This is a genomic window from Bounagaea algeriensis, from assembly GCF_054491375.1.
Genome location: NZ_CM137102.1, coordinates 74,582 through 95,454 on the forward strand (window position 1 = coordinate 74,582; position 20,873 = coordinate 95,454).

At 70.7% G+C, this 20,873-nt stretch carries 22 protein-coding genes and 1 tRNA gene; 17 read left to right on the forward strand and 6 right to left on the reverse strand.

The features are described 5' to 3' along the window. Nucleotides 1–105: 105 nt before the first annotated feature. A complete protein-coding gene (locus tag ACVGV2_RS00315; RefSeq protein WP_459164051.1) occupies nucleotides 106–1,719 on the reverse strand; it encodes a hypothetical protein in 1,614 nt (537 codons plus the stop codon). 275 nt (nucleotides 1,720–1,994) lie between these two features. Between ACVGV2_RS00315 and msrA the strand changes: the two genes are divergently transcribed. Continuing rightward, the gene (gene msrA, locus ACVGV2_RS00320) at nucleotides 1,995–2,660 is read left to right on the forward strand and encodes a peptide-methionine (S)-S-oxide reductase MsrA (protein ID WP_459164052.1); all 666 of its coding nucleotides are present in this window, start codon (nucleotides 1,995–1,997) and stop codon (nucleotides 2,658–2,660) included. A gap of 280 nt (nucleotides 2,661–2,940) precedes the next feature. Then, nucleotides 2,941–3,657, forward strand: a complete 717-nt coding sequence (locus ACVGV2_RS00325; protein WP_459164053.1) for a CAAX protease — start codon at nucleotides 2,941–2,943, stop codon at nucleotides 3,655–3,657. 278 nt (nucleotides 3,658–3,935) lie between these two features. Here the strand turns inward: ACVGV2_RS00325 and ACVGV2_RS00330 are convergent, their stop codons facing one another. After that, on the reverse strand, nucleotides 3,936–4,136 hold the full coding sequence (locus ACVGV2_RS00330) for a DUF397 domain-containing protein (RefSeq protein ID WP_459164054.1): 201 nt from the start codon (nucleotides 4,134–4,136) through the stop codon (nucleotides 3,936–3,938). 18 nt (nucleotides 4,137–4,154) lie between these two features. Then, nucleotides 4,155–5,093, reverse strand: a complete 939-nt coding sequence (locus ACVGV2_RS00335; protein WP_459164055.1) for a helix-turn-helix domain-containing protein — start codon at nucleotides 5,091–5,093, stop codon at nucleotides 4,155–4,157. A 152-nt stretch (nucleotides 5,094–5,245) separates the two neighbouring features. Between ACVGV2_RS00335 and ACVGV2_RS00340 the strand changes: the two genes are divergently transcribed. Together ACVGV2_RS00340 and ACVGV2_RS00345 are read left to right on the forward strand one after the other, a co-directional pair. Continuing rightward, the gene (locus tag ACVGV2_RS00340; RefSeq protein ID WP_459164056.1) at nucleotides 5,246–5,509 is read left to right on the forward strand and encodes a zinc finger protein; all 264 of its coding nucleotides are present in this window, start codon (nucleotides 5,246–5,248) and stop codon (nucleotides 5,507–5,509) included. Next, entirely contained in the window at nucleotides 5,506–5,682 is a 177-nt protein-coding gene (locus tag ACVGV2_RS00345; protein ID WP_459164057.1) for a hypothetical protein, read from the forward strand. Before ACVGV2_RS00340 ends, ACVGV2_RS00345 begins: the two co-directional genes overlap by 4 nt. 266 nt (nucleotides 5,683–5,948) lie before the next feature. On the opposite strand, the gene ACVGV2_RS00350 is transcribed toward ACVGV2_RS00345, so the two are convergent. Further along, complete coding sequence (locus ACVGV2_RS00350; protein WP_459164058.1) at nucleotides 5,949–6,506, reverse strand: TIGR03086 family metal-binding protein; 558 nt, start codon at nucleotides 6,504–6,506, stop codon at nucleotides 5,949–5,951. 126 nt (nucleotides 6,507–6,632) lie between these two features. Further along, nucleotides 6,633–6,704: transfer RNA gene (locus ACVGV2_RS00355), tRNA-Gly, on the reverse strand. A gap of 237 nt (nucleotides 6,705–6,941) precedes the next feature. Here ACVGV2_RS00355 and ACVGV2_RS00360 point away from each other — a divergent pair. The 13 genes from ACVGV2_RS00360 to ACVGV2_RS00420 all read left to right on the forward strand — a co-directional run bounded on the left by ACVGV2_RS00360 (nucleotide 6,942) and on the right by ACVGV2_RS00420 (nucleotide 19,602). Further along, complete coding sequence (locus ACVGV2_RS00360; protein WP_459164059.1) at nucleotides 6,942–7,379, forward strand: DUF983 domain-containing protein; 438 nt, start codon at nucleotides 6,942–6,944, stop codon at nucleotides 7,377–7,379. A 314-nt stretch (nucleotides 7,380–7,693) separates the two neighbouring features. After that, nucleotides 7,694–9,133: a histidine kinase gene (locus tag ACVGV2_RS00365; RefSeq protein WP_459164060.1), complete on the forward strand. Its 1,440-nt coding sequence runs from the start codon at nucleotides 7,694–7,696 to the stop codon at nucleotides 9,131–9,133. Between the two features lie 78 nt (nucleotides 9,134–9,211). Continuing rightward, nucleotides 9,212–10,126: a S49 family peptidase gene (locus tag ACVGV2_RS00370; RefSeq protein WP_459164061.1), complete on the forward strand. Its 915-nt coding sequence runs from the start codon at nucleotides 9,212–9,214 to the stop codon at nucleotides 10,124–10,126. Nucleotides 10,127–10,361: 235 nt separating this feature from the next. Continuing rightward, nucleotides 10,362–11,300, forward strand: a complete 939-nt coding sequence (locus ACVGV2_RS00375) for a LytR/AlgR family response regulator transcription factor (protein ID WP_459164062.1) — start codon at nucleotides 10,362–10,364, stop codon at nucleotides 11,298–11,300. A gap of 9 nt (nucleotides 11,301–11,309) precedes the next feature. Further along, a complete protein-coding gene (locus ACVGV2_RS00380; RefSeq protein WP_459164063.1) occupies nucleotides 11,310–11,729 on the forward strand; it encodes a hypothetical protein in 420 nt (139 codons plus the stop codon). Next, on the forward strand, nucleotides 11,729–13,492 hold the full coding sequence (locus ACVGV2_RS00385; RefSeq protein ID WP_459164064.1) for a sodium/solute symporter: 1,764 nt from the start codon (nucleotides 11,729–11,731) through the stop codon (nucleotides 13,490–13,492). The genes ACVGV2_RS00380 and ACVGV2_RS00385 overlap by 1 nt, the downstream gene beginning before the upstream one ends. 242 nt (nucleotides 13,493–13,734) lie before the next feature. After that, the gene (locus tag ACVGV2_RS00390) at nucleotides 13,735–14,085 is read left to right on the forward strand and encodes a DUF485 domain-containing protein (RefSeq protein ID WP_459164065.1); all 351 of its coding nucleotides are present in this window, start codon (nucleotides 13,735–13,737) and stop codon (nucleotides 14,083–14,085) included. Then, on the forward strand, nucleotides 14,082–15,716 hold the full coding sequence (locus ACVGV2_RS00395; RefSeq protein WP_459164066.1) for a solute symporter family protein: 1,635 nt from the start codon (nucleotides 14,082–14,084) through the stop codon (nucleotides 15,714–15,716). Before ACVGV2_RS00390 ends, ACVGV2_RS00395 begins: the two co-directional genes overlap by 4 nt. Before the next feature lie 115 nt (nucleotides 15,717–15,831). Beyond that, nucleotides 15,832–16,155 (forward strand): rhodanese-like domain-containing protein, encoded by a 324-nt coding sequence (locus tag ACVGV2_RS00400; RefSeq protein WP_459166080.1) that lies wholly within the window; start codon nucleotides 15,832–15,834, stop codon nucleotides 16,153–16,155. Then, nucleotides 16,152–17,063: a DUF4328 domain-containing protein gene (locus tag ACVGV2_RS00405; protein WP_459164067.1), complete on the forward strand. Its 912-nt coding sequence runs from the start codon at nucleotides 16,152–16,154 to the stop codon at nucleotides 17,061–17,063. Before ACVGV2_RS00400 ends, ACVGV2_RS00405 begins: the two co-directional genes overlap by 4 nt. Before the next feature lie 63 nt (nucleotides 17,064–17,126). Then, nucleotides 17,127–18,032: a glycerophosphodiester phosphodiesterase family protein gene (locus tag ACVGV2_RS00410; RefSeq protein WP_459164068.1), complete on the forward strand. Its 906-nt coding sequence runs from the start codon at nucleotides 17,127–17,129 to the stop codon at nucleotides 18,030–18,032. Between the two features lie 408 nt (nucleotides 18,033–18,440). Next, entirely contained in the window at nucleotides 18,441–18,920 is a 480-nt protein-coding gene (locus tag ACVGV2_RS00415; protein ID WP_459164069.1) for a SigE family RNA polymerase sigma factor, read from the forward strand. A gap of 124 nt (nucleotides 18,921–19,044) precedes the next feature. Beyond that, on the forward strand, nucleotides 19,045–19,602 hold the full coding sequence (locus tag ACVGV2_RS00420) for a ferritin (RefSeq protein ID WP_459164070.1): 558 nt from the start codon (nucleotides 19,045–19,047) through the stop codon (nucleotides 19,600–19,602). Nucleotides 19,603–19,629: 27 nt separating this feature from the next. On the opposite strand, the gene ACVGV2_RS00425 is transcribed toward ACVGV2_RS00420, so the two are convergent. Beyond that, nucleotides 19,630–20,805, reverse strand: a complete 1,176-nt coding sequence (locus ACVGV2_RS00425; RefSeq protein WP_459166081.1) for an arginine deiminase — start codon at nucleotides 20,803–20,805, stop codon at nucleotides 19,630–19,632. Between the last annotated feature and the right edge of the window lie 68 nt (nucleotides 20,806–20,873).

Genomic DNA, 20,873 nt, shown 5'->3' on the forward strand with positions numbered 1-20,873 from the left:
GCTCCTCGCGCTCATCGGCGATCACGCCGGCAGGGAGGTCTCGTGCCCGCAGTCCGCGGGCCAGTGGTCGGAGGGCTTCCCCGGTCGCGGTGACTTGCGGCGCCGTTAGTCGCGGACGGTCGGCGGGGTCTTGGCCAACTGCGCGTCGAGCACCCGGGAGAACAGCGAGTCGGCCTGCTTGCGCTGGTCCGGTTTTGCGCTGACGGCGACGATCACGGCCCAGTCGTGGGCGGCGTAGGCGGTGCGGTACGTGGTGTCACCACCGAGCACCTCGACTCCCCGGTACGACAGTTCGTCCACAGGGGACAGTTCTTGCTGGGCCTGCAAGTAGCGGTCGGCCACGGAGCCCGCGGTGCGCTCGTTCGGCATCCGCAGGGCGAGCATCGTCACGCGCGGCCCGGGTCCGCCGTTGCCGGCGAACCAGCCGCCGCGCAGCCCGTTGTCCAGGGCGAAGTCCCGCACGGGGCGCGGCTTGAGCAGCTGGCCCTTCGGGCTCGCCCACGCGCGCCTGTCCAGTCCGCCGACCCACGGGTGCGGCGGTTCCGGCGCGGGGATGAGCACCTGGTCCGAGGCGGGCGGCGCGGGTTTCGGGGCGGGTGGTTCCGGCAGCGAGCTCGTCGTGGGCGAGGGGGGAGGCGGCGCCGGCTGCGACGTGGGCTGCGGCTGCGCCTGCTCGTCACCGCCGCCGAGCGGCACGAGCAACGTCACCACCGCGATCGCAGCCACGACCACCAGCACACCGGTGACCGACAGCCAGGCGTAGAGCTTGCCGCGCTTGGGTTTGCGCTCGATCGGCTCGTCGAAACCGCCGGGGATGTTGCGCAGCCACGGCGCACCGCCGTCCGGCGGTGGGATCTCCGCGTTGCCCCACGGCGTTCCCGCGGTGTCCACACCCCAGTTCTGCTGCGGCTGCTGGGTTCCCCACGGCTGCTGCGGCCAGGGCTGCTGCACCGGCTGCTGCGGCTGGCCGGTCGTGCCGGGCGGTTGCGGCTGTGCCTGCGGTGCGAACTGCGGTGGTTGCTGCTGGGCCTGCTGCGCCGCCTGGACCTGGCCGAGTTGCTGCTGGTCGACGAACTGGGTGCTGTTGGTGTCGGCCGGCGACTGCGCGCGGCCCATTTCCGGCGGCAGCTGCGCCGCGCGACTCACCGGCGCGTTCTGCTCCGTTGCCTGCTCCGACAGCGGCTGCTGGCCCTGCTGCGGCTGTGCGGGCTGGCTCGGCCCATTCTGCGACTGCTCGACTTGCTGGGGAGCCGACTGCTGGGGAGCCGACTGCTGGCCCTGCTGCGGCTGTGCGGGCTGCGGCTGCATCGGTTGCCCGGAGTGCTGCGGCTGCTGGCTCTGCGACTGGGCAGGCTGCTGCGGCTGGGACTGCGCCGGGTCGTGCTGCTGCGGTTGCTCGCTGCGGCCCTGTTCACCGTTGCGGCCCTGTTCACCGCTGCGGCCCTGTCCAGCACCGCGGTCCTGCCCACTGCGGTTCGAACCGGGCCAGGTGAACGGCGGCGGAAACGGATCGACCTTGCCCGCTGCGGGCTCCTGAGCTACCCCCGCCGAGCTGTGCTGCGCGTGCTCCGGCGGGGCCGACGCGCCCTGCTCGTCCGACTGGACGGCGTCATCGGCGGTGCCGAGCAGCGCCTCGCGGCGCCGGCGGTGCTCCTCGGCGGAGATGCGGCCCGCCTCGAACTCCGCGTCGAGTTGCTGCAGCTCGTCTTGCCAGGTCACGGATGATTCCCTTTCCGGATTCCGGCCGCGCGCAACCGGCACGCGACCAGTCGTCATTCTGCATGCCGCGCTGCTGGCTGGATACACCACCCGAGGTGTGATCTCCTCGGAATTGCGATCTCGGGAAGGGGCTCGGCCGGGGGCCCGCGACCGGGTACCGCGCGCAGTTGTGCGGTAGCGCACGCGCGCCGGCGTGCCGGGTTGATCGCGGGCGCCGGGTTGATCGCGGGCGCGACGGGTACGCGCAGCTCCTCCGCGCGCGTACCCTGGCAACCATGGCGCTTTTCGGGGACAAGACGAAGATGCCCGGGCCCGACTCCGCCCTGCCGGGGCGGTCCACGCCGCTGTCCGTGGCCGAGCACCACGAGGTGCACCCGGACCGCCGGATCGTGCCGCCGTTTCCGGAAGGCCTGCGCACGGCCGTGTTCGGCATGGGCTGCTTCTGGGGCGCGGAGCGCGTGTTCTGGCGCACCGAGGGCGTGTGGTCCACGGCGGCCGGCTACGCGGGCGGCTACACCCCCAACCCCACCTACGAGGAGGTGTGCAGCGGTCTGACCGGGCACGCCGAGGTGGTGCTGGTCGTGTTCGACCCGCAGCGGATCAGCTACGCCGACGTGCTGCGCGTGTTCTGGGAGAACCACGATCCGACGCAGGGCATGCGACAGGGCAACGACGTGGGCACGCAGTACCGCTCGGCGGTGTACTGCACCGACGAGCAGCAGCTGCACCAGGCGCAGGCCAGCCGCGACACCTACGCCGACGCGCTGCGCAGGGCCGGATACGGCGAGGTGACCACGGAGATCGCGCTTCTCGGCGAGTTCTACTACGCGGAGAGCTACCACCAGCAGTACCTGGCGGAGACGAAGAACCCGTTCGGCTACTGCGGCATCGCGGGCACCGGTGTGGCCTGCCCCGCGGGGCTCGGCGTCACCGCAGAGTGAGTCGGACGTCGGCTCCGCTGCCGGTGCGTCGGGGCCGCGTCAGGGTTTCGGTCGCACGTACGCAGTGTGAGCATCGGGATGGAGCGGATGGAGTCGCAGTCCTGCCGTGCATGCCCCGGTGGCCCAGGCGAAACCACGAGATGTCTGGACAGGAAAAACCCCCGGTGCGATACCCGCGAGGGCAGAACCCGCAGGGGCAGAGGCTAGCCGGGGGACTTCACTCTTCACCGTAGCAGACGGCGGTGCTCGGTGATGACCGGAGTGCTGGTACGACGCCCGGATGGGATACCACCAGGTCGAGCCGGTGGATGGGCTCGCTCCGCTGCTCAGCGCCGAACGGCTGGCCACGTACGAACGGCACGGCCCGCGTTGGGGATGCGGGCCGGTGCAGCTCTACCTGGTGGGAGTCGAGCTTGCTGCCAGCATGCACGCGGACCTGGCGTTGTTGGAGGTGTGTCTTCGCAACAGCATGGACCGCGAGCTGGCCGCGTCCTACGGGGAATCCTGGTTCGCTGAAAACAGGCTGTTGGACGAACGCTCACAGACTGCGGTCGTGAAAGCCTGGTCCGATGCGGGGTGTCGTGCTGACGACCCGCCGGGAAAAACGCTCGCCAGGCTGCCGATGGGCTTTTGGGTCCATCTGCTGGAAGCCGGCGGCTACGTCGGCCGTCCGCCGTATCGCAGTCGCCGCAACTACGACGAGTTGCTGTGGAAACCCGCTCTGCACCGCACCTTTCCCGGCGCGAGGGGTACGCGCGCCGAGGTGCACTCCGTGCTGCACCGGCTGTATGCGCTTCGCAACCGAATCGCTCACCACGAGCCGATCATCTACGGCGTCCGCCAGCCCGGTGTCGCTCGTTCGGCATCGGAAGCTTACTGCGGGCCCCGTGAGCTCCACAGCGACCTGATCAAGATGATGCGCTGGATCTCCCCCGACGTCGGTGAATGGCTCGCTGCCCAATCACGCACGCCGGCCATTCTCGATCACTCCTTCTGACGATGGATCATGCGCTGAGTCCGGTCGGACGTCGGCCCCGCTGCCGGCGAGTCGGGGTCGCGTCAGGGTCTCGGTCGTCGCCGAGGGCGCGAGCTCCGCAGCAGTCGTATGAGCGAGCCCGGAGCGGAAGAAGCGTACGAAGCTGCGCGCTTGACGTTCGAACTCGGAAAGCGGGTTCGCGAGATGCGTGAGCACCTCGGATGGGCCCGAGCCGAGCAGGTGGTGTGCACGGCGCCCCCGCGTCGTCCAGGGGCGCCGTTGCGGTGCGGCGGTCGTGCTCAGGTGAAGCGGTCGGTCTTCACGGCCGTGATGAACGCCTGCCACTGGGCGCGGTCGGTGGTGAGGTGGCCGGCCGCGCGGTTCTTCGTGTCGCGCACGGCGGCGCCGCCGCCGATGCTGCCGACCTCGACGCAGTTACCGCCGTTGCTTCCTGAACGTCGAGGTTTGCGCCAGTTGGTTGGTTTGTCGGTGCCGGACATCGTCGTGTGCCTTTCCGCTTACTTGCTGTTCGCTTCGGCTGCTTCCATCAGCATCGTGTGCGAGTCTGCACGGCTCAATGCCTGTTGCCGGTCGAGCGTGTGCACGATGAACGTGTAGCGGTGGATGTCACCGGGGTCTTCCAGGTAGATCCCGCCGCGTTCGTTCTCGACGTACACGAACGCCGCCGCGTCCTCCTCCGGAAACTGCATCATGACGAATGCGCCCGCCATGGCGGGATGAATGCCGGTGGCGAACGGCACGATGCGCAGTGAGACGTGATCGAGCTGGGACGCTTTCACGAGGAAGTCGAGCTGCTCACGCCAGATGGACGAGTCCGCTGTTGGACGCCGAATCACGGCTTCGTTGACGTAGAAGTGCAGTCGCGGCGGATCGTCGCCGTCGACCTGCGTCTGCCGTTCCTGCCGCACCCGTACTTGGCGTTCGACCTCGTCCGCGGAGAGATCAGGCCGGTTGGCTTTGAGGAGTTCCCGCGCGTAACCGGGAGTTTGGAGCAGTCCGGGAACGTGCTCGGCCTCGTAGTTCCAGAGATCGAGCGCGTCGGCTTCGAGGCTGACGAAGGTCCGGAACCACTCGGGGACCGTATCGCGGTAAGCCGCCCACCAGCCGCGTTGGTTCGCTTCGTTGGCCAGGCGGAGCAGGTAGTCGAGCTTGGCGGCGTCGACATCGTAGAACTGGCCGAGCGCCCGGATGGTCTGTGCCTTGATGACGGACCGGGCCTTCTCGATTTTCGAGACGCCGCTTTCGCCCATGCCCAGCCATTCGGCCGCGTCTTTGATCGTATGGCCCGACTCCTGCCGCAGTTGGCGCAGCATGGCACCGAGCTGCCGACGACGGACGCTCGGCCCAGGAGTACGTGTCATGGCTGACCTTCCGGAAGCGGCTACCTGGCGCTTGAGCAGTGTGGCACGTGCATCGTTGCCGTGATCGTTGTACATCGTTCGAGTGGATGTCTGGCGAAGTGTCCCTTGGAAACTTGATTTAGGACATGTCCTGTGTGAATGTCTCATCGGAAGATCTTGAGTGGGTTGGCGCGATGCTCGAGTGAGCGGCCCGCTCACCTCCAGCGCAGGAAGGCAGGAGCCCCGACATGCCCCATCCGTTCTCGTGGGTACCGGCGCAGGGTGCGAGGCACGCCACCACCGATCCGCGCCCGCCGAACAGCGGCCGCACCTATCCGCCGGATGCCGTCGTGTCCGCGCTGTGCGGCAGGGAAGTGGCTGCGGCGACCGGGGCCGTGGCGTGGCTGTGGGAAACCTGCCCGGAGTGCGACGAGCACGCCCGCTCGCTGGTCGGGGCGCCCTCGCGCGCCGAGATCCGCGCGCACCGGCCGATCGCCGGGACGGCGCGGTGAACGGGCAGCGCAGCGGGCAGCAGCCGCCGCACATGTGCAAGCGTCCCGATGAGACCCAGCGGCAGCACCGGGAGCGGCTGTCGCGGTCGTGCTACCGCTGCGGTTGGTACTCCACCGACGCGGAGGAACTGGACGCGCACGAGGACCGGTGCACCGCGGGAGGCGCCGCATGATCCCGTTCCCCCTGGTAGTCGCCGTCCTGATCGCCGTGGACGTCGCGGGGTTGGCGGCGGCGTGGTGGTCCCTGCAGCGGCCGCGCACATCCGCGGCGCAGTCGTCCGCGCGCGTGGCCGCGTTCATCGCCCGCTACGGCGCAGCACCGGAGGATCAGCTGCCCCCTCCCGGGAACTCCGGACCCGGTGAACGTCCGCACCGGGAAACTTCGGCCCGGGGAGCTTCGGCCCGGGGAGCTTCGGCCCCGGCTTCAGGTCGCCGCTGCTCAGGGCGTGCGGCCGAGGAACGCCATCAACCGCTCGGTCGCCTCCGCCCCCTCCGGAGCCGGTTGCTCCGGTCCGAACGTGCCCGGTGAGCGCAACGTCTCCGCCGGTACCTGCCGCAGGAACTGCTCCGCCCACGTCAGCACGTGCTCGGGCAGGGCGACCCGGCGCCCGTGGGCGCGGCCGAGGTCCCAGGTGTGCAGGTACAGGTCGACCGTGGGAAATCCCAGCGCCTGCCGCAGCGGAACCTCCCCGAACATGGTCGTCCGCACCGCGTCCAGATCGGCCCGCTCCACTTCCGCGCGGGTGCGCGCAGCCGTGCGCGGCCACTCCGCGGCCGGGTCGGCGCCCAGCTCGGACGGGGCCGTGGACCCGGGCGGGGCCTCATCGCCGCGGACGGTGGCGTGCGCCAGTTCCAGCACGCTCACCAGGTGCCCCACGAGCCGGCGCGCGTCCCAGTCGGCGCAGGGGGTGGGGTTGTTCCAGGCGTCCGGGGGCACGGCGCGCACCGCATCGCTGAAGAGGTCCAGGCCGTCGAAGAACGTCCGCTTCATGTCCATGGCGGCAACGTAGCCCGCGAAGCCGGTGCGCACATCTTCCGGGCGAGGGCACGGCAGGGGGAGAGCCAGCGAAGGCGGCCGGCGCACGACGAAGCCCCGGTTCGACGGAACCGGGGCTTCGGGCAGAGCGGATGACGGGATTCGAACCCGCGACCCTCAGCTTGGCAAGCTGATGCGCTACCGCTGCGCTACATCCGCGTGTTCTCTTGTTTCGACCCGGCCTCGTTCGCCGGTGTCCCCAGCTTAACGCACCCTCGTACGGGCTCCGACGGGGGTCCCTCGGGCCGGTGCGCCCGGTGCGCCCGCTCCCGTTCGCTCCAACGATGGGGGTGGTTCGGCCGCGCTTCCCTCTCGGCGAGGGGGCCGTGCGAGGTACGGTGTCCGCGCGCTTGATCAACGTGCACGGGTGTGCGGACCGCCTGGCAGGAGGCGAGGATGAACCGGGTCGTACGGGGATCCGATGGCCGGGAGTGGTCCATCGAGGCTCATCTCGAATGGACCAACCCACTGGCGCCCGACGAGTTCGAGCACGACATCAACGGCGGCTCGATGCCGCCGATCCTCATGGGCGGGGCGCTGCTGTTCCTCGTGGTGCTGTTCGTGCTGTGGACGCCCGAAGGCGTCGTCGTGCCGGTGTGGCTCCTCCTGGCGCTGGCCGTGGTGGTGCTGTTCTTCCCGGTGCGCTGGGTCCTGCGTCGGCCCTGGCAGCTGACCGCGAGCACCCCGGGCGACGCCGACGAGCACCCGCCGGAGAAGTGGACCGGTTCCGTGCGCGGGCCCATCAACGTGCGCCAGGAGGCAGCGCAGGTGGCCCGGCACATCGAGCTGTACTCCGAGCCCGACATGAACGGCGAACTGCAACCCGTCGAGTAGTAGGTAATTGTTCTTCCAGTGCTTTGTTATGTCGCTGGTGTCTGCCCGTAGCAGCGGTGCTGGTGCGTTCTCCATCTCGACGCGGCAGCGTCGAGCACCCGGAGCGAGAGCCGTGCAGGAGGTTCCGTCGCAGAAGGCCGCCCGCAAAACAACCCAACGGGGTCCTACCAGGTGCTCGCGGCTGCTGGAGCAGACCGCGGGTTCGGCCGCAGGTGTTCTGCTCAGCAGAAGTGGAGCACCGCTCATCGACGCACGAAGTGCACCCGACGTGATCGCCTTGCCCCGGCCGGTGGCCATCGGAAATAGTGAACCCCGTGCCGGAGCTGTTGACGGAGCGCACGGTGCTCACGACGTTCGCCGCGCTGGCAGTGCTCGGGATGTTCGTGCTGCTGTGCCGCGCCCGCCGGGTGAGCACTTCCGTGCAAGACGCCACCCTCGCCGCGCTGCACCGCGTCACCAACGCCGCCCCGCACCTGCGGGACGGCCTGGGCCAGGAGTCGGCGGACAAGACCGCCCCGCACCTGCGGGAACTGCTCTCCTGCGGCGCCGTCGGCATCGTCGACGCCGAGGGCCGGCTGCTCAGCTGGGACGGCGGCGCCAACCACCACTACGAGGACCTGCGCGGCACGATCGAACAGGTGCTGCGCACGGGCAAGCGCGAGTACGCCGAGCACTCCGACGTCTCGTGCGAGCAGCGGTCCTGCCCGATGCGGCACGCGATCGTCGTGCCGCTGGACGTCGAAGGCGAGACCCGCGGTGCGCTGGTGATCATCGCCGACGGCGACCGCAAGCGGCTGCTGCGGGCGAGCGAGGAGGTCGCCCACCACGTGGCCACGCAGCTGGAGCTGGCCGAGTTGCAGGAGTCGCGGCGCCAGCTCGCCCGGGCCGAGGTGCGCGCGCTGCGGGCGCAGATCTCCCCGCACTTCATCTACAACGCGCTGAACACGATCAGCTCGCTGATCCGCACCGACCCCGACCACGCGCGGGACCTGCTGCAGGAGTTCGCCGACTTCACGCGGTACTCGTTCCGCACCACCGGGCTCTACACCACGCTGGCCGACGAGATCCGCAACATCGACCGGTACCTCACGCTGGAGCGGGCCCGGTTCGGTCCGGACAGGCTCAAGGTCCAGCTCAAGATCGCGCCCGAGGTGCTGCCCGTGGTCGTGCCGTTCCTGGCGCTGCAACCGCTGGTGGAGAACGCGGTGCGGCACGGCCTGGCGGACAAGCCCGGCGGCGGGACGGTCACGCTGGTCGCCGAGGACAACGGTGCGGAGGCGCTGATCAGCGTCGACGACGACGGCGTGGGCATGGATCCGGAGCGGCTCGACGCCGAGCTGGCCGATGCGCACATGACCGGTGCGCACGTGGGGTTGGGCAACATCAACAACCGCATGCGGGCCACGTTCGGCAACGACTACGCGCTCGTGGTGGAAACCGAGCAGGGCGCGGGGATGAAGGTCGTGATGCGGGTGCCGAAGTTCGCCCCGGGAGTGCGGGCGGCCTCCGGGCCGGTCGCCGAGGAGCAGCCCGCCGAGGGCGGGGGTTCCGCCGAGGAGGAGCAGCCCGCCGAGGAGTCCTCCGCCGAGGACGGGGATCCCTCCGGGGAGGAACGGCCCGCCGAGGAGGGGGCGCCCGCCGAGCAGCAGCCCGCCAGCGGTGCTGCGCGGCACGAGCGCGATCACCGCGATGGCCGCGATGATTCCGACGGCGAACTCGCGATCACCCGTTCCGGCGAAGATGTGCAGCGTTGATCCACAGGCCTGCGAGCTGTCCACAGCACCTGGCGTGGCCGGTGGGAAGAGTCGGCGCGGCTCGGTAGCGTGCGGAACATGAGCGATAAGACTCCGCAGAAGTTCTCCGACGTGCTCACCGGCCTGCCGGGCAAGCTGCCGGGCAGGTTGGGCGAACGGGCCGAGCGCGGACCGGTGGTCTCCGCCGTCCGGCTGCACGGCGTGATCACCTCGACGCCCTCGCCGGTCAGCCGCCCCACGATCTCGATGCAGAACGTGGAAAGCGCGCTGTCGCGGGCGTTCGCGCACGAGCGGCTGCAGGCGGTGGCCCTGGCGATCAACTCGCCCGGTGGTTCGCCGACCCAGTCGGCCCTGATCGCCGAGCGCATCCGCGACCTCGCGGCGGAGAAGAAGGTGCCCGTGCTGGTGTTCTGCGAGGACGTGGCCGCCTCCGGCGGGTACTGGCTGGCCTGCGCGGGGGACGAGATCTACGCGCACGGCACCTCGATGGTCGGCTCGGTGGGCGTGGTGACCGCCGGGTTCGGGCTGAACGGCCTGCTGGACCGGATCGGTGTGGAACGCCGCGTGCACGCGGTCGGCGAGAACAAGGTGCGTCTCGACCCGTTCCGCCCGGAGAAGGAGGACGACGTCGCATGGCTCACCGGCATGCAGGGCGAACTGCACCAGCAGTTCCGCGAGTGGGTCACCACGCGCCGCGGGGACCGGCTCACCGAGGACGATGAGCTGTTCAGCGGCGAGGTCTACACCGGGCGCAAGGCCGTCGACCTCGGCCTGCTCGACGGCTTGGGCACGATGCGTTCGGTCGTGCGCGAGAAGTTCCCGGACGCGCACCTGGTCTCCGTCGAACCGCGCAAACCGCTGCTGGCGCGACTGGGGGTGGCTTCGCCGGCCTCCACCGGGCTCAGCTCGGTGTTCGGCGGCGGATCGGACCCCGTCATGTCCACAGTGGAGGCGTTGGAGCACCGGTCGCTGTGGTCGCGTTTCGGCCTGTGAGCCGGTTGCGAACATCAGGTGATACCGGCAGGTCGCCCCCGCGGGGACGGTCGTGTTCCGGGCACAGTTGCCGGACGTGCTCCGGCGGTGGTGACGCTCGGTGCCGCCCCGATGTTCTGTGCGTTGCGTGAGCACGTACTTTGAACGTTCAGCGCATGTCGTGGATCACGCCGTGCGTGCGCTGGGTGGAAACCGTGGACAGTGCGCCGTCGGCGCGGCAGGGTGTGGCAGTGCAGTGAGTACCCGAGAGCACGCTTCCGGGCTCGTCGTCCTCGCTGTGGACGACGAGGTGGCCGGGCTCGACGAAACGAAGTACCTGCTGGAATCGAACCCGCGCGTGGGACGCGTGATCAGCGTGTTCGACGCCGCGGAGGCGCTGCGCGTGCTGCGCGGCGACGATCCCGAGCTCGTGCGGCGGGCTACCGAGGACTTACCCCCCGTCGACGTGGTCTTCGCCGACGTGTCCATGCCCGGCCTCAGCGGCATGGAACTCGCGCGCGTGCTCTCCGCGTTCCGCCGCCCGCCGGCGCTGGTGTTCATCACCGGCCACGAGGAGAACGCGCTGGAAGCCTTCGAGGTCGGCGCGATCGACTACATCATGAAACCCGCCGACACCGAGCGCGTGGACCGGGCGCTGCGGGCGGTGGAGCGCAACGCGCGGGTGAACACGGCGATCGAGTCCGGTCAGCAGCAGGCCGGACAGCAGCCGACCCGGCAGCAGGGGCCCGGGCAGCAGGGACCCGGGCAACAGGCACCTGGGCAACAGGGGCCCGGGCAGCAGGGGCCTGGGCAGCAGACGCTGCCCTCCTCCGCCGCCGGCGAGGACGACGAGGTCATCCCCGTCGAGCTCGGCGGCACCACGAAGCTCGTGCCGCGTCGATCGGTGCGCTGGGTCGAAGCCCAGGGCGACTACGCCCGCCTGCACACCGCGGACGGTTCGCACCTGGTGCGCATCCCCCTGGCGCAGCTGGAGGAGCGGTGGGGCGACGCCGGGTTCCTGCGGATCCACCGCTCGTACCTGGTGTCCCTGGCGCAGGTGACCGAGCTGCGCATGTCCTCCTCGGGGTATTCGGTGGTGCTCGGCGACCCCGAGGAGGAGTTGCCGGTCAGCCGCAGGCACACGCGGGAACTGAAGGACCGGTTGGTGCGGGCTCCGCGCCAGGGCTGGGGGTAGGGCGACGTGATGGCCCGCGAGCGCATGAGCCGGCAGGTCGTCCAGCTGCGCGGCCGGTCCGCCGAACCTGCCCGGCCCCGCCGCAAGCGCGTGGTGCTGGCCGACCGGCGGCGGACCAGGCAGGTCGCGCGCACCATGGTGGAGCTGGAGGAGCAGACCAGCGTCGGTGAGGTGCTGGTGCGCCACCTCGTCCGCGTGCAGGCGCGCACGGTGCTCGCGGCTGCAGGAGCGCTCGCGCTCGTGCTGCTGTCCTTGCCGCTGCTGCTGTGGGCGTTTCCCGCGTTCGCGCGCGCGGACGTGTTCGGCGTGCCGCTGCCGTGGCTGCTGCTGGGGGTGCTGGTCTACCCGTTCCTGCTGCTGGTCGGCTTCGGGGCGACGCGGTTGGCCGAACGCCACGAGCGGGAGTTCGTGCGCATGGTGGAGCGGTAGTGCCGCCTGATCCGTGGTCGCTGACGGGCATGGTGGCCATCGCCGGCGCGACCCTGGCGATCGGCCTGTGGGCGGTGCGTTCGGCCCGGATGACCACGGATCCGGCCGCGGCTCGCCGCCTCGTGCCGGCCGAGCGCAACGCCGCTGCGATCTCGGGCGAGTTCCTCTCCGCGGCCTCCTTCCTCGGCGTGGCGGGGCTGGTGGTCAAGGAGGGCGCGGACGCGCTGTGGTACCCGATCGGTTTCGCCGCTGGCTACCTGGCGCTGGTGCTGTTCGTGGCCGCGCCGATGCGGCGTTCCGGCGCGTACACGCTGCCGGACTTCGCCGAGGCACGGTTGGACTCGCCGCGGTTGCGGCGGGTGTGCACCGTGTTCGTCGTGCTCGCCGGTCTGATGTACCTCGTTCCGCAGCTGCAGGGGGCGGGGTCGACGCTGGCAGCGGTGACGGGGCTACCGTTCGCCACCGCGCTGGCCGCCGTCGTCGCGGTCGTGCTGACCAGCGTGCTCACCGGCGGCATGCGGGCGATCACCGTGGTGCAGGCCTTCCAGTACTGGGTGAAGCTGTTCGCCATCACCCTGCCCGCGTTCGCCCTGTTCGTGGTGTTCCTGAGCGCGCGGGCGGACGTGCCGCAGGAGTTGGACGCGCCGGCGCCGCCCGTGTTCGAGCACGCGACGACGGTGTCGGTGGACACCGATGTGCACGTGCGCGTCACCGCTCCGGCGCGGTTGGAGCAGCGCACCGGCGGGCAGGTGAGCACCGTGCACCTGCAACCGGGCGAGCACGCGATCAGCGCGGGCAGCGAGTTGCGGTTCCCGGCGGGCAGTCCGGCACCGGTCGTCCTCGGCGCGGAAGCGACCAACGCGGACTGGCTGCGGCCGTTCAGCGGTGGCGCGGGCGAGCTGGTGGAGACGTATTCGCTGCTGGTGGCCACGTTCTTCGGGACGATGGGGCTGCCGCACGTGCTGGCGCGTTTCTACGCGAACCCGCACGGGCAGGCGGCGCGGCGCACCGCGCTGTACGTGTTGGCGCTGCTGGCGGCGTTCTACCTGTTCCCGACGGTGTTCGGGCTGCTGTCCCGGTTGTACGTGCCGCAGCTGCTCGTCACCGGCCGGACCGATGCGGCGGTGCTGCTGCTGCCGCAGTCGATGCTGGACAACTGGGCGGGCGGCGCGTTGGCGGCGGTGGTGGGTGCCGGCGCGTTCGCGGCGTTCCTGTCCACGTCGATCGGTCTGGTGGTGAGCCTGGCCGGGGTGTTGGCGGTGGACGTGGTGCCGGAGCGCTTCCGGGACGTGCGCTCGATGGCGGTGGTGGCGTGCCTGGCGGCGGCGCTGGTGGCGTTGTCGGTGGGCGGGCAGGACCTGGTGCGCAGCGTGGGCATGGCGTTCGCGCTGGCCGCTTCGACGTTCGGGCCGGTGCTGGTGCTGGGGGTGTGGTGGCGCGGGTTGACCGCGGCCGGCGCGCTCAGCGGCGTGGTGACGGGCGGGGTGCTGGTACTGGTGTCGCTGGTGGCGAACGTGCTCACCGGTCTCGGCGGCGAGGTCTGGTGGTCGGCGCTGCTCGCCCAGCCCGCGCTGGTGACCGTTCCGCTGGCGTTCGCGGTGACCTGGGTGGTCAGTCGCGCCACGCGCGGTCGGGTGCCGCCGCGCGTGGGCCGGGTGATGCTGCGGCTGCACGCGCCGGACCGGTTGGGTTTCCACGAGCGGGAGGCGGAGCCGCGGCACGATGGGCGGGCTTACCGCGGCGGGCGGCACCACCGCGATTAGGCCGCCGGCGGGCGATCGCCCCGCTGCTCGGTGAATTTCCGATGTCTACCGCCGAACGGCGGAACGTTCGCTCCGGGAAACGTGCGGCAAGTCCTTTCGCGTCACTCGATCGTTAGCCTCCGGTCTTTCCGCATCCCTTCACAATTCCGGGAGTCCTCCGTAGCGTGCGCAGGTCGGACCGGCCGATGTGCGTCATCGGCGGCGGTTTCCGGCGGGGGACCTACTCACCTGGAAGGAGCACAGTGAGCACGACTGACGAGCACGACCCCGGGTCGGGAATTGCTCCCGGAACCTGGGCGGAAGTGCAAGCCGGTCCCGAATTCGCGGACCTCCGGCGGCGATTGCGTCGCTTCGTCTTCCCGGTGTCCGCGCTGTTCCTGGCGTGGTACTTGATCTACGTGCTGCTCGCCGACTACGCGCACGGCTTCATGAGCATCAAGCTGGTCGGCAACATCAACGTCGGCCTGGTGCTGGGCCTGCTGCAGTTCGTGTCGACCTTCGTGATCACCACGCTGTACGTGCGTTTCGCCAACCGACGGCTGGACCCGGCCGCCGAGCGCATCCGCAGCGAGGTGGAAGGAGGCAACCGGTGATTCGGCCCGCACTCGAACTCTCCCCGCTCGCGCAGAACCCCACCGCCGACAACCGGTGGCTCAACATCGCGGTTTTCGCGCTGTTCGTGGTGGCCACGCTCGTGATCGTGTTCCGCGTCAGCCGCAACACGCGCAGCGCGACCGACTACTACGCCGCCGGACGCGCCTTCTCGGGCGCGCAGAACGGCATCGCCATCTCCGGCGACTACCTGTCGGCCGCCTCGTTCCTCGGGATCGCGGGCGCCATCGCCCTCTACGGTTACGACGGGTTCCTCTACTCGATCGGCTTCCTCGTCGCCTGGCTCGTGGCCCTGCTGCTGGTGGCCGAACTGCTGCGGAACACCGGCCGCTACACGATGGCCGACGTGCTCAGCTTCCGCATGCGGGAACGGCCCGTGCGGACCGCGGCGTCACTGTCCACGTTGGCCGTGACCTTCTTCTACCTGCTGGCGCAGATGGCCGGCGCGGGCGGACTCGTCGCGCTGCTGCTCGGCATCAGCAGCAGCACCGGGCAGTCGCTGGTCATCGCGGTCGTCGGCATGGTCATGATCGTGTACGTGCTCATCGGCGGGATGCGCGGCACCACGTGGGTGCAGATCGTCAAGGCCGCGCTGCTCATCGCCGGCACCGGCGTCATGTCCGTGTGGGTGATGGCCATGTTCGGCTTCAACCTCTCGGGTCTGCTGGGGTCCGCTGTGGACTCCGCGGGCGCTGGTGGCGAAGCGCTGCTCAACCCCGGTGCGCAGTACGGCGAATCGCAGATGAGCCGGCTGGACTTCATCTCGCTGGGGGTGGCCCTGGTGCTGGGCACGGCCGGCCTGCCGCACGTGCTCATGCGTTTCTACACCGTGCCGACCGCGAAGGAGGCGCGCCGCTCGGTCGTCTGGGCCATTTGGCTGATCGGCCTGTTCTACCTGTTCACGCTCGTGCTCGGTTACGGCGCGGCGGCCCTGGTGGGGCCGGAGGCCATCGAGAACGCGCCGGGCGGGGAGAACGCGGCGGCGCCGCTGCTGGCCTTCGTGATCGGCGGCCCGCTGCTGCTCGGGTTCATCTCCGCGGTCGCCTTCGCCACCATCCTGGCCGTGGTGGCCGGTTTGACCATCACCGCCTCCGCCTCGTTCGCGCACGACATCTACACCAACGTGATCAAGCGCGGCGAGGAGGACAGCGTCAAGCAGGTCAAGGTCGCCCGGATCACCGCCGTGGTGATCGGGCTGGTGTCCGTGCTCGGCGGCATCGCGGCGAACGGGCAGAACGTGGCCTTCCTCGTGGCGCTGGCATTCGCGGTGGCCGCTTCGGCGAACCTGCCGACGCTGCTGTACTCGCTGTTCTGGAAGCGGTTCAACACCACCGGCGCGCTGTGCAGCATCTACGGTGGTCTCATCAGCACCGTCGGGTTGATCGTCTTCTCGCCGGCGGTGTCCGGTTCGGAGGACGCGATGTTCCCGGGCGTGGACTTCTCCTGGTTCCCGCTGTCCAACCCGGGGCTGGTGTCCATCCCGCTGTCGTTCCTGCTCGGCTACCTCGGCACGGTGCTGAGCAAGGACTCCTTCGACGCGGACAAGTACGCGGAGATGGAGGTGCGGTCGCTGACCGGAGCCGGGGCCGAGAAGGCCACGGCCGAGCACTGAGCGGCTGCTCGACCGAGCGCGGGCCCGGTCCGCGTCGCCGACCCGGCGGCGCGCGGCCGGGCCCGCGTGGCAGCATCGGGACGTGACTACTCCAGTGCCTGGTCAGATTCCCGGTGTGCAGCCGGAGGACATGCCCGCGCAGCTCCCGGAAGGCAGTGCTCTGCTGGACGTTCGCGAGCACGAGGAGTGGACCGCGGGTCACGCCCCCGAGGCGGTGCACATCCCCATGGCCGAGATCCCGCAGCGGCTCGACGAGGTGCCCGAGGCCGACCAGCTCTACGTCGTCTGCCGTTCCGGCGGCCGCTCGTCCAAGGTCACCGCGTACCTGAACGCCAACGGCTGGGACGCGGTCAACGTGGAACGCGGGATGAACGGCTGGGCCGCGAGCGGGCGCAGCGTGGTCGCCGACGACCCGGACGCGGAACCGCACGTGCTGTGAGCACCGGGCCGCAGCGCCCACCGGTGCGGTGGGTCGCCACACCGCCGGGCGGTACGCCTTCCCGGCCGGTGCGGCGCGCCCCGCGCCGCTACACCGGCCCGCCCGCGTACGCGGCACCGCCCCGCTGGGGCTTCCCGCGGGTGGCGTGGCGGCGGCCGCGTGCCGTGCCCGCGGACTCGCACGCGGACGCGGGCGTCCGCATGGCCGCGATCACGCGGCCGACCGCGCTGTGGCTGTGGTGCACCGCCGTCGTGGCGCTGCTCGCCGCGGGCGCCGAGCTGTGGCGCTACGTGCTGCTGCTGATGAGCCGGTCGGGCACGTTGTCCTGGTGGGCGGTGGCCGCATCGGACGCGCTCGTGGTGCTGAGCGGAACGTTGCTGCCGCTCACGGCCGTGATCGGCGCGGGACATGCGCTGGTGTGGTTGGTGCGCGCCCGAGCCGCGGCGGCTGGCAGGGCCGGGGTGCGCAACGCCCGCTCGGATTGGGCGGTCGTGCTGGGCACGCTCGTGCCCGGGTGGAACCTGCTCGTGCCCGGTGCTGCGCTGGCCGAGCTGGAGCACACCGCGCTGATCGGCACCGGGGACCGCCGCTCGTGCGCACGGCCTGCGCCCTCGCCGCTGGTCCGGGTGTGGTGGGTGTGCTGGGTGGTGAGCCTGGTGCTCGGCTGGACCGGGTTCGCCTGGGCGTTCCGCGACGGTGTGCAGGCGCAGGCCGACGGTGTGGTGCTGCACGCGTGGATCGCCGCGGTGGCCGCAGCGGTGGCCGTGCTCTCGGCCCGGGTGGTGCGCTACCTGCGGCGGCTGCTCGCGCCGGTCGACCCGACGGAGCTGCGGCGCGACCGGGTCGTCGCGGTGCGCGGTGCCGAACTGCCTCCGCGGCGTGCACGCCCGCATAACTCACCTCGGTGACACCGTAGCCGCATAGGTCACACTCGGGGGACACTGCTCACGCAGTGTCAGCACACTGAGGGTGTGTCGCAGTCGTCTCCCGAAGTCGTCGCGCACCGTGGGGCCTCGGCCGACCGCGCCGAGCACACCCGCGGCGCCTATGAACTGGCCATGCGGCAGGGCGCCGACGCCGTCGAGTGCGATGTCCGCGTGAGCCGGGACGGCCAGCTCGTCCTCGTCCACGACCGCCGGGTGGACCGCACGTCCAGCGGACGCGGTGTGGTGAGCAGCCTGACAGTGCCCGCGATGTCCGGGTGGGACTTCAGCAGCTGGCAGCGCCGCTGGCCCGCCTCGGCGGACTGGCTGCTGCGCGAACCGCTGGAACCGGAGCGCGGCGTGCTGACCCTGCCCGAACTGCTCGGGATGATCCGCGACTTCGCCCGGCCGGTGCGCCTGTTCGTCGAAACCAAGCACCCCGTCCGCTACGGCGGCCTCGTCGAGCGGATCCTGGCGGGCGAACTGCACCGCCACGGCATGCTCACCCCCGGCGAGAACGCTCCCTCGGCGGCGATGATGTCGTTCTCCCCCGCCGCGGTGCGCCGCTTCCGCAGGCTCGCCCCCGCCGTGCCGACGGTGCTGCTGTTCGACAACGCGCGGCGCTGGCGCTCCGGGATCCTGCCGCCGTGGGTCGACCACGCCGGGCCGAGCGCCGACGTCGTCCGTTCCGACCCCGCGTTCGTCAGCCGCGCTGCCCAGCACGGGCACGGCACCTACTGCTGGACCGTGGACGAGCCGAGCGACATCGCGCTGTGCCGCCAGGCGGGGGTGCGCTACCTCGCCACGAACGCGCCCGCGCGGACCCGCGACCACCTGCGCCAAGCCGCACCAGCCGAACCCGCCGAGCGCACCGCACCCGCCGAGCCCGCCGAGCCCGCCGAGCCCGCCGCACCCACCGAGCCCGCCGAGCCCGCCGAGCGCGTCGCCTCCTGAGCAGTGCGGTCGCTCGGACCGTTGCGCACACCGACGGCCGCTTCGCAAGCACCTCACCCTGACGGGGGGCGTACATTTCTCGAGAAAAGTCGCGGACATTTCTCGAGAAATGTACAAACCCCCTGGTCAGGTGGGGCAGCGCGCTGGGGAGCACCCGCGTCCGCATCCGCGAGGTGGCAGACCGCGATGCGCTGGGTTCCGAGCGCTGGGTTCCGCGCGCTGAGCTCCGCGTTCCCGTCCCGCCGAGCGTTCAACCGTCGTCGAGGGCAACCTGATGCGGTGAACCGGCTTGTTCCGTCGACACCCGGCCGAGGGGAGCGGCGGCGATGACTCCTGCTCTTCGGTCGCGGATGCCGGGACATTCCGTCGAGCCTCCGGTGACCTCCGGGGCGGGAACGGCAGGGGAGCATGGGGGATGACGAGTTCGCGGAGTTCGTCCGGGCCTGCATGCCCGGGCTGCTCCGCTACGGTCACGCGCTGACGGGGGACCCGAACGACGCGGCGGATCTGGTGCAGGCGGTGCTGGAGAAGGTCGGCGCGCGGTGGACGCGGATCCGCGGCGGCGTCGACCTGGGCGCGTACGTCCGCCGGGCGATGGTCAACGCGCACATCTCCCGGCGGCGCCGCGAACGCCGGGAGACGTTGTTCGCCGAGTGCCCGGAGGTTCCCGCGCGCGCCGAACGGGACCGGTGGGAGGACGAACCGGTGCGGCAGGCGTTGCGGGCGTTACCCGCGCGCCAGCGCGCGGTGCTCGTGCTGCGGTACTTCGACGAGCTGTCCGAAGGGGAGATCGCCGAGGTGCTCGGCGTCAGCTGCGGCACGGTGAAGAGCCAGTCGAGCAAGGCGTTGACCACCATGCGGCGCCGGTTGGAGAAGGAGCTCGCCTGATCCCGGCGATCCGGAATATTTCTGGGGATCTGCGCCACAATTGAGGTGCTGAGGAAAGGCGAACCAAAGTTACGTGAGGCTTGCCTTGGATGTATCTTGATTTGTTCCAGAGTAGGCTGGCGGCATGACCACAGCAGAGAAGTTCCAGCAGCAGGAATCGCAGTTCCGGCAGCTGCTGCAAGAGCAAGTCAAAAACGAGTTCACGTCGTCGCAGCAGTACATCGCCGTGGCGACCTGGTTCGACAACGAGGACATGCCGCGGTTGGCGCAGCACTTCTACAAGCAGTCGCTGGAAGAGCGCAACCACGCCATGATGATCGTCCAGTTCCTCCTGGATCGGGGGATATCCCCGAACATCCCGGGGGTCGAAGCGGTGCGCAACGAATTCGGCGAACCGCGCGAACTCGTCGCTCTCGCGTTGGAGCAAGAGCAAGAGGTCACCCGGGAGATCGAGGCCCTGGCCAAGGCTGCGCGCTCCGAGGGCGACTACATCGGCGAGCAGTTCATGCAGTGGTTCCTCAAGGAGCAGGTCGAGGAAGTCTCGCAGATGTCCACGCTGCTCAACGTGGTGGACCGCTCGCGCGGCAACATGTTCGACGTGGAGACCTTCCTGGCCCGCGAGCAGCTCGGCGACGGCGGAGCGGACCCGACGGCACCGGCGGCGGCCGGCGGCGCCGTGTGAACCTCGGAACGCGCGGCGCGGCCGCGGTCACTGCCGCAGCACCGGGCAGGACATGCACCGCGGTCCGCCCCGGCCCGTTCCGAGCTCGGAACCCCGGATGCGGAGCACTTCGAACCCCGCCTCCTCGAGGCGGGCGTTGGTCTCCACGTTCCGCTCGTACGCCACGACCACTCCGGGGGTCAGTGCCAGCGTGTTGTTGCCGTCCTCCCACTGCTCGCGCTCGGCCGTGACCGGGTCCAGACCCGTGTCGATGACCCGCAACCGCTCGACTCCCATCGCCTCGGCCGCGCTGTCCAGGAACGGCGCCGGACCGCTGATGCGCACGTCGTCGCCCGCGGGTCGCAGCACGTAGGCGCGCAGCGAGTCCTGCACCGCCGGATACATCACCACCGCGTCCCGGTCGACCATCGTGCACAGCGTGTCCAGGTGCATCGATGCGCGCGCCTGTTCGATCGGCACCACGAGCACGGTCCGCGCCAGCCCGTCGGCGAACAGCGACCGCGCCAGGGACTCCGCGCCCGCCGGGGTGGTGCGTTCGCCCACGCCGATCGCCACCACTCCCGGGGCGAGCAGCACGATGTCCCCGCCCTCCACCGGTGCCGAGTGGGCGCCGTAGGCGCGGGGCGCGTGCGTGAACCGCGGGTGGTAGGCGTAGATCAGGTCGGTCAGCGCGGACTCGCGCCGCCGCGCGGGCATCGCCAGCGAGGCGATCGCCACGCGCGGACCGAGCCAGGCCGAGGAGTCCCGGGTGAACAGCAGGTTCGGCAGCGGTTCGACGGCGAAGTCGTGCGGGTGCCGCATCCGCCGCACCAGCGAGCATCCCTCACCGGCGGGGAGTTCTTCGAAGGTCATCCCGGCGGTGAGCACCTCGGCCAGTCCTGCTTCGTCCGCGCTGGACAGGTGCGAGCGCAGCGCGTCGGCCACGTGCGCACCCAGTTCCCGCTCGCGCACCGCCGCCCGCACCGCCGCGGTGCGGGCGCGCTCGTCCTGCAGCGTTTCCTCGAGCAGGTCGCGCAGCAGCAGCACTTCCACTCCGCGCTGCCGCAGCAGTTCCGCGAACGCGTCGTGCTCCTCGCGGGCGCGTTCGACCCAGGGGATGGCGTCGAAGAGCAACTGGTCGCTGTTGTGCGGCGTGAGCCGCTTCAGCTCCGGCCCCGGGCGGTGCAGCAGCACCGTCCGCAGCGGTTCGACTTCGCTGTCCACCTGTGCGCGCGTCACGCTGCTCCAGCTTAGTAGGCCTGGCGCGCACCGGGTCCGGTACTCGCAGGGGT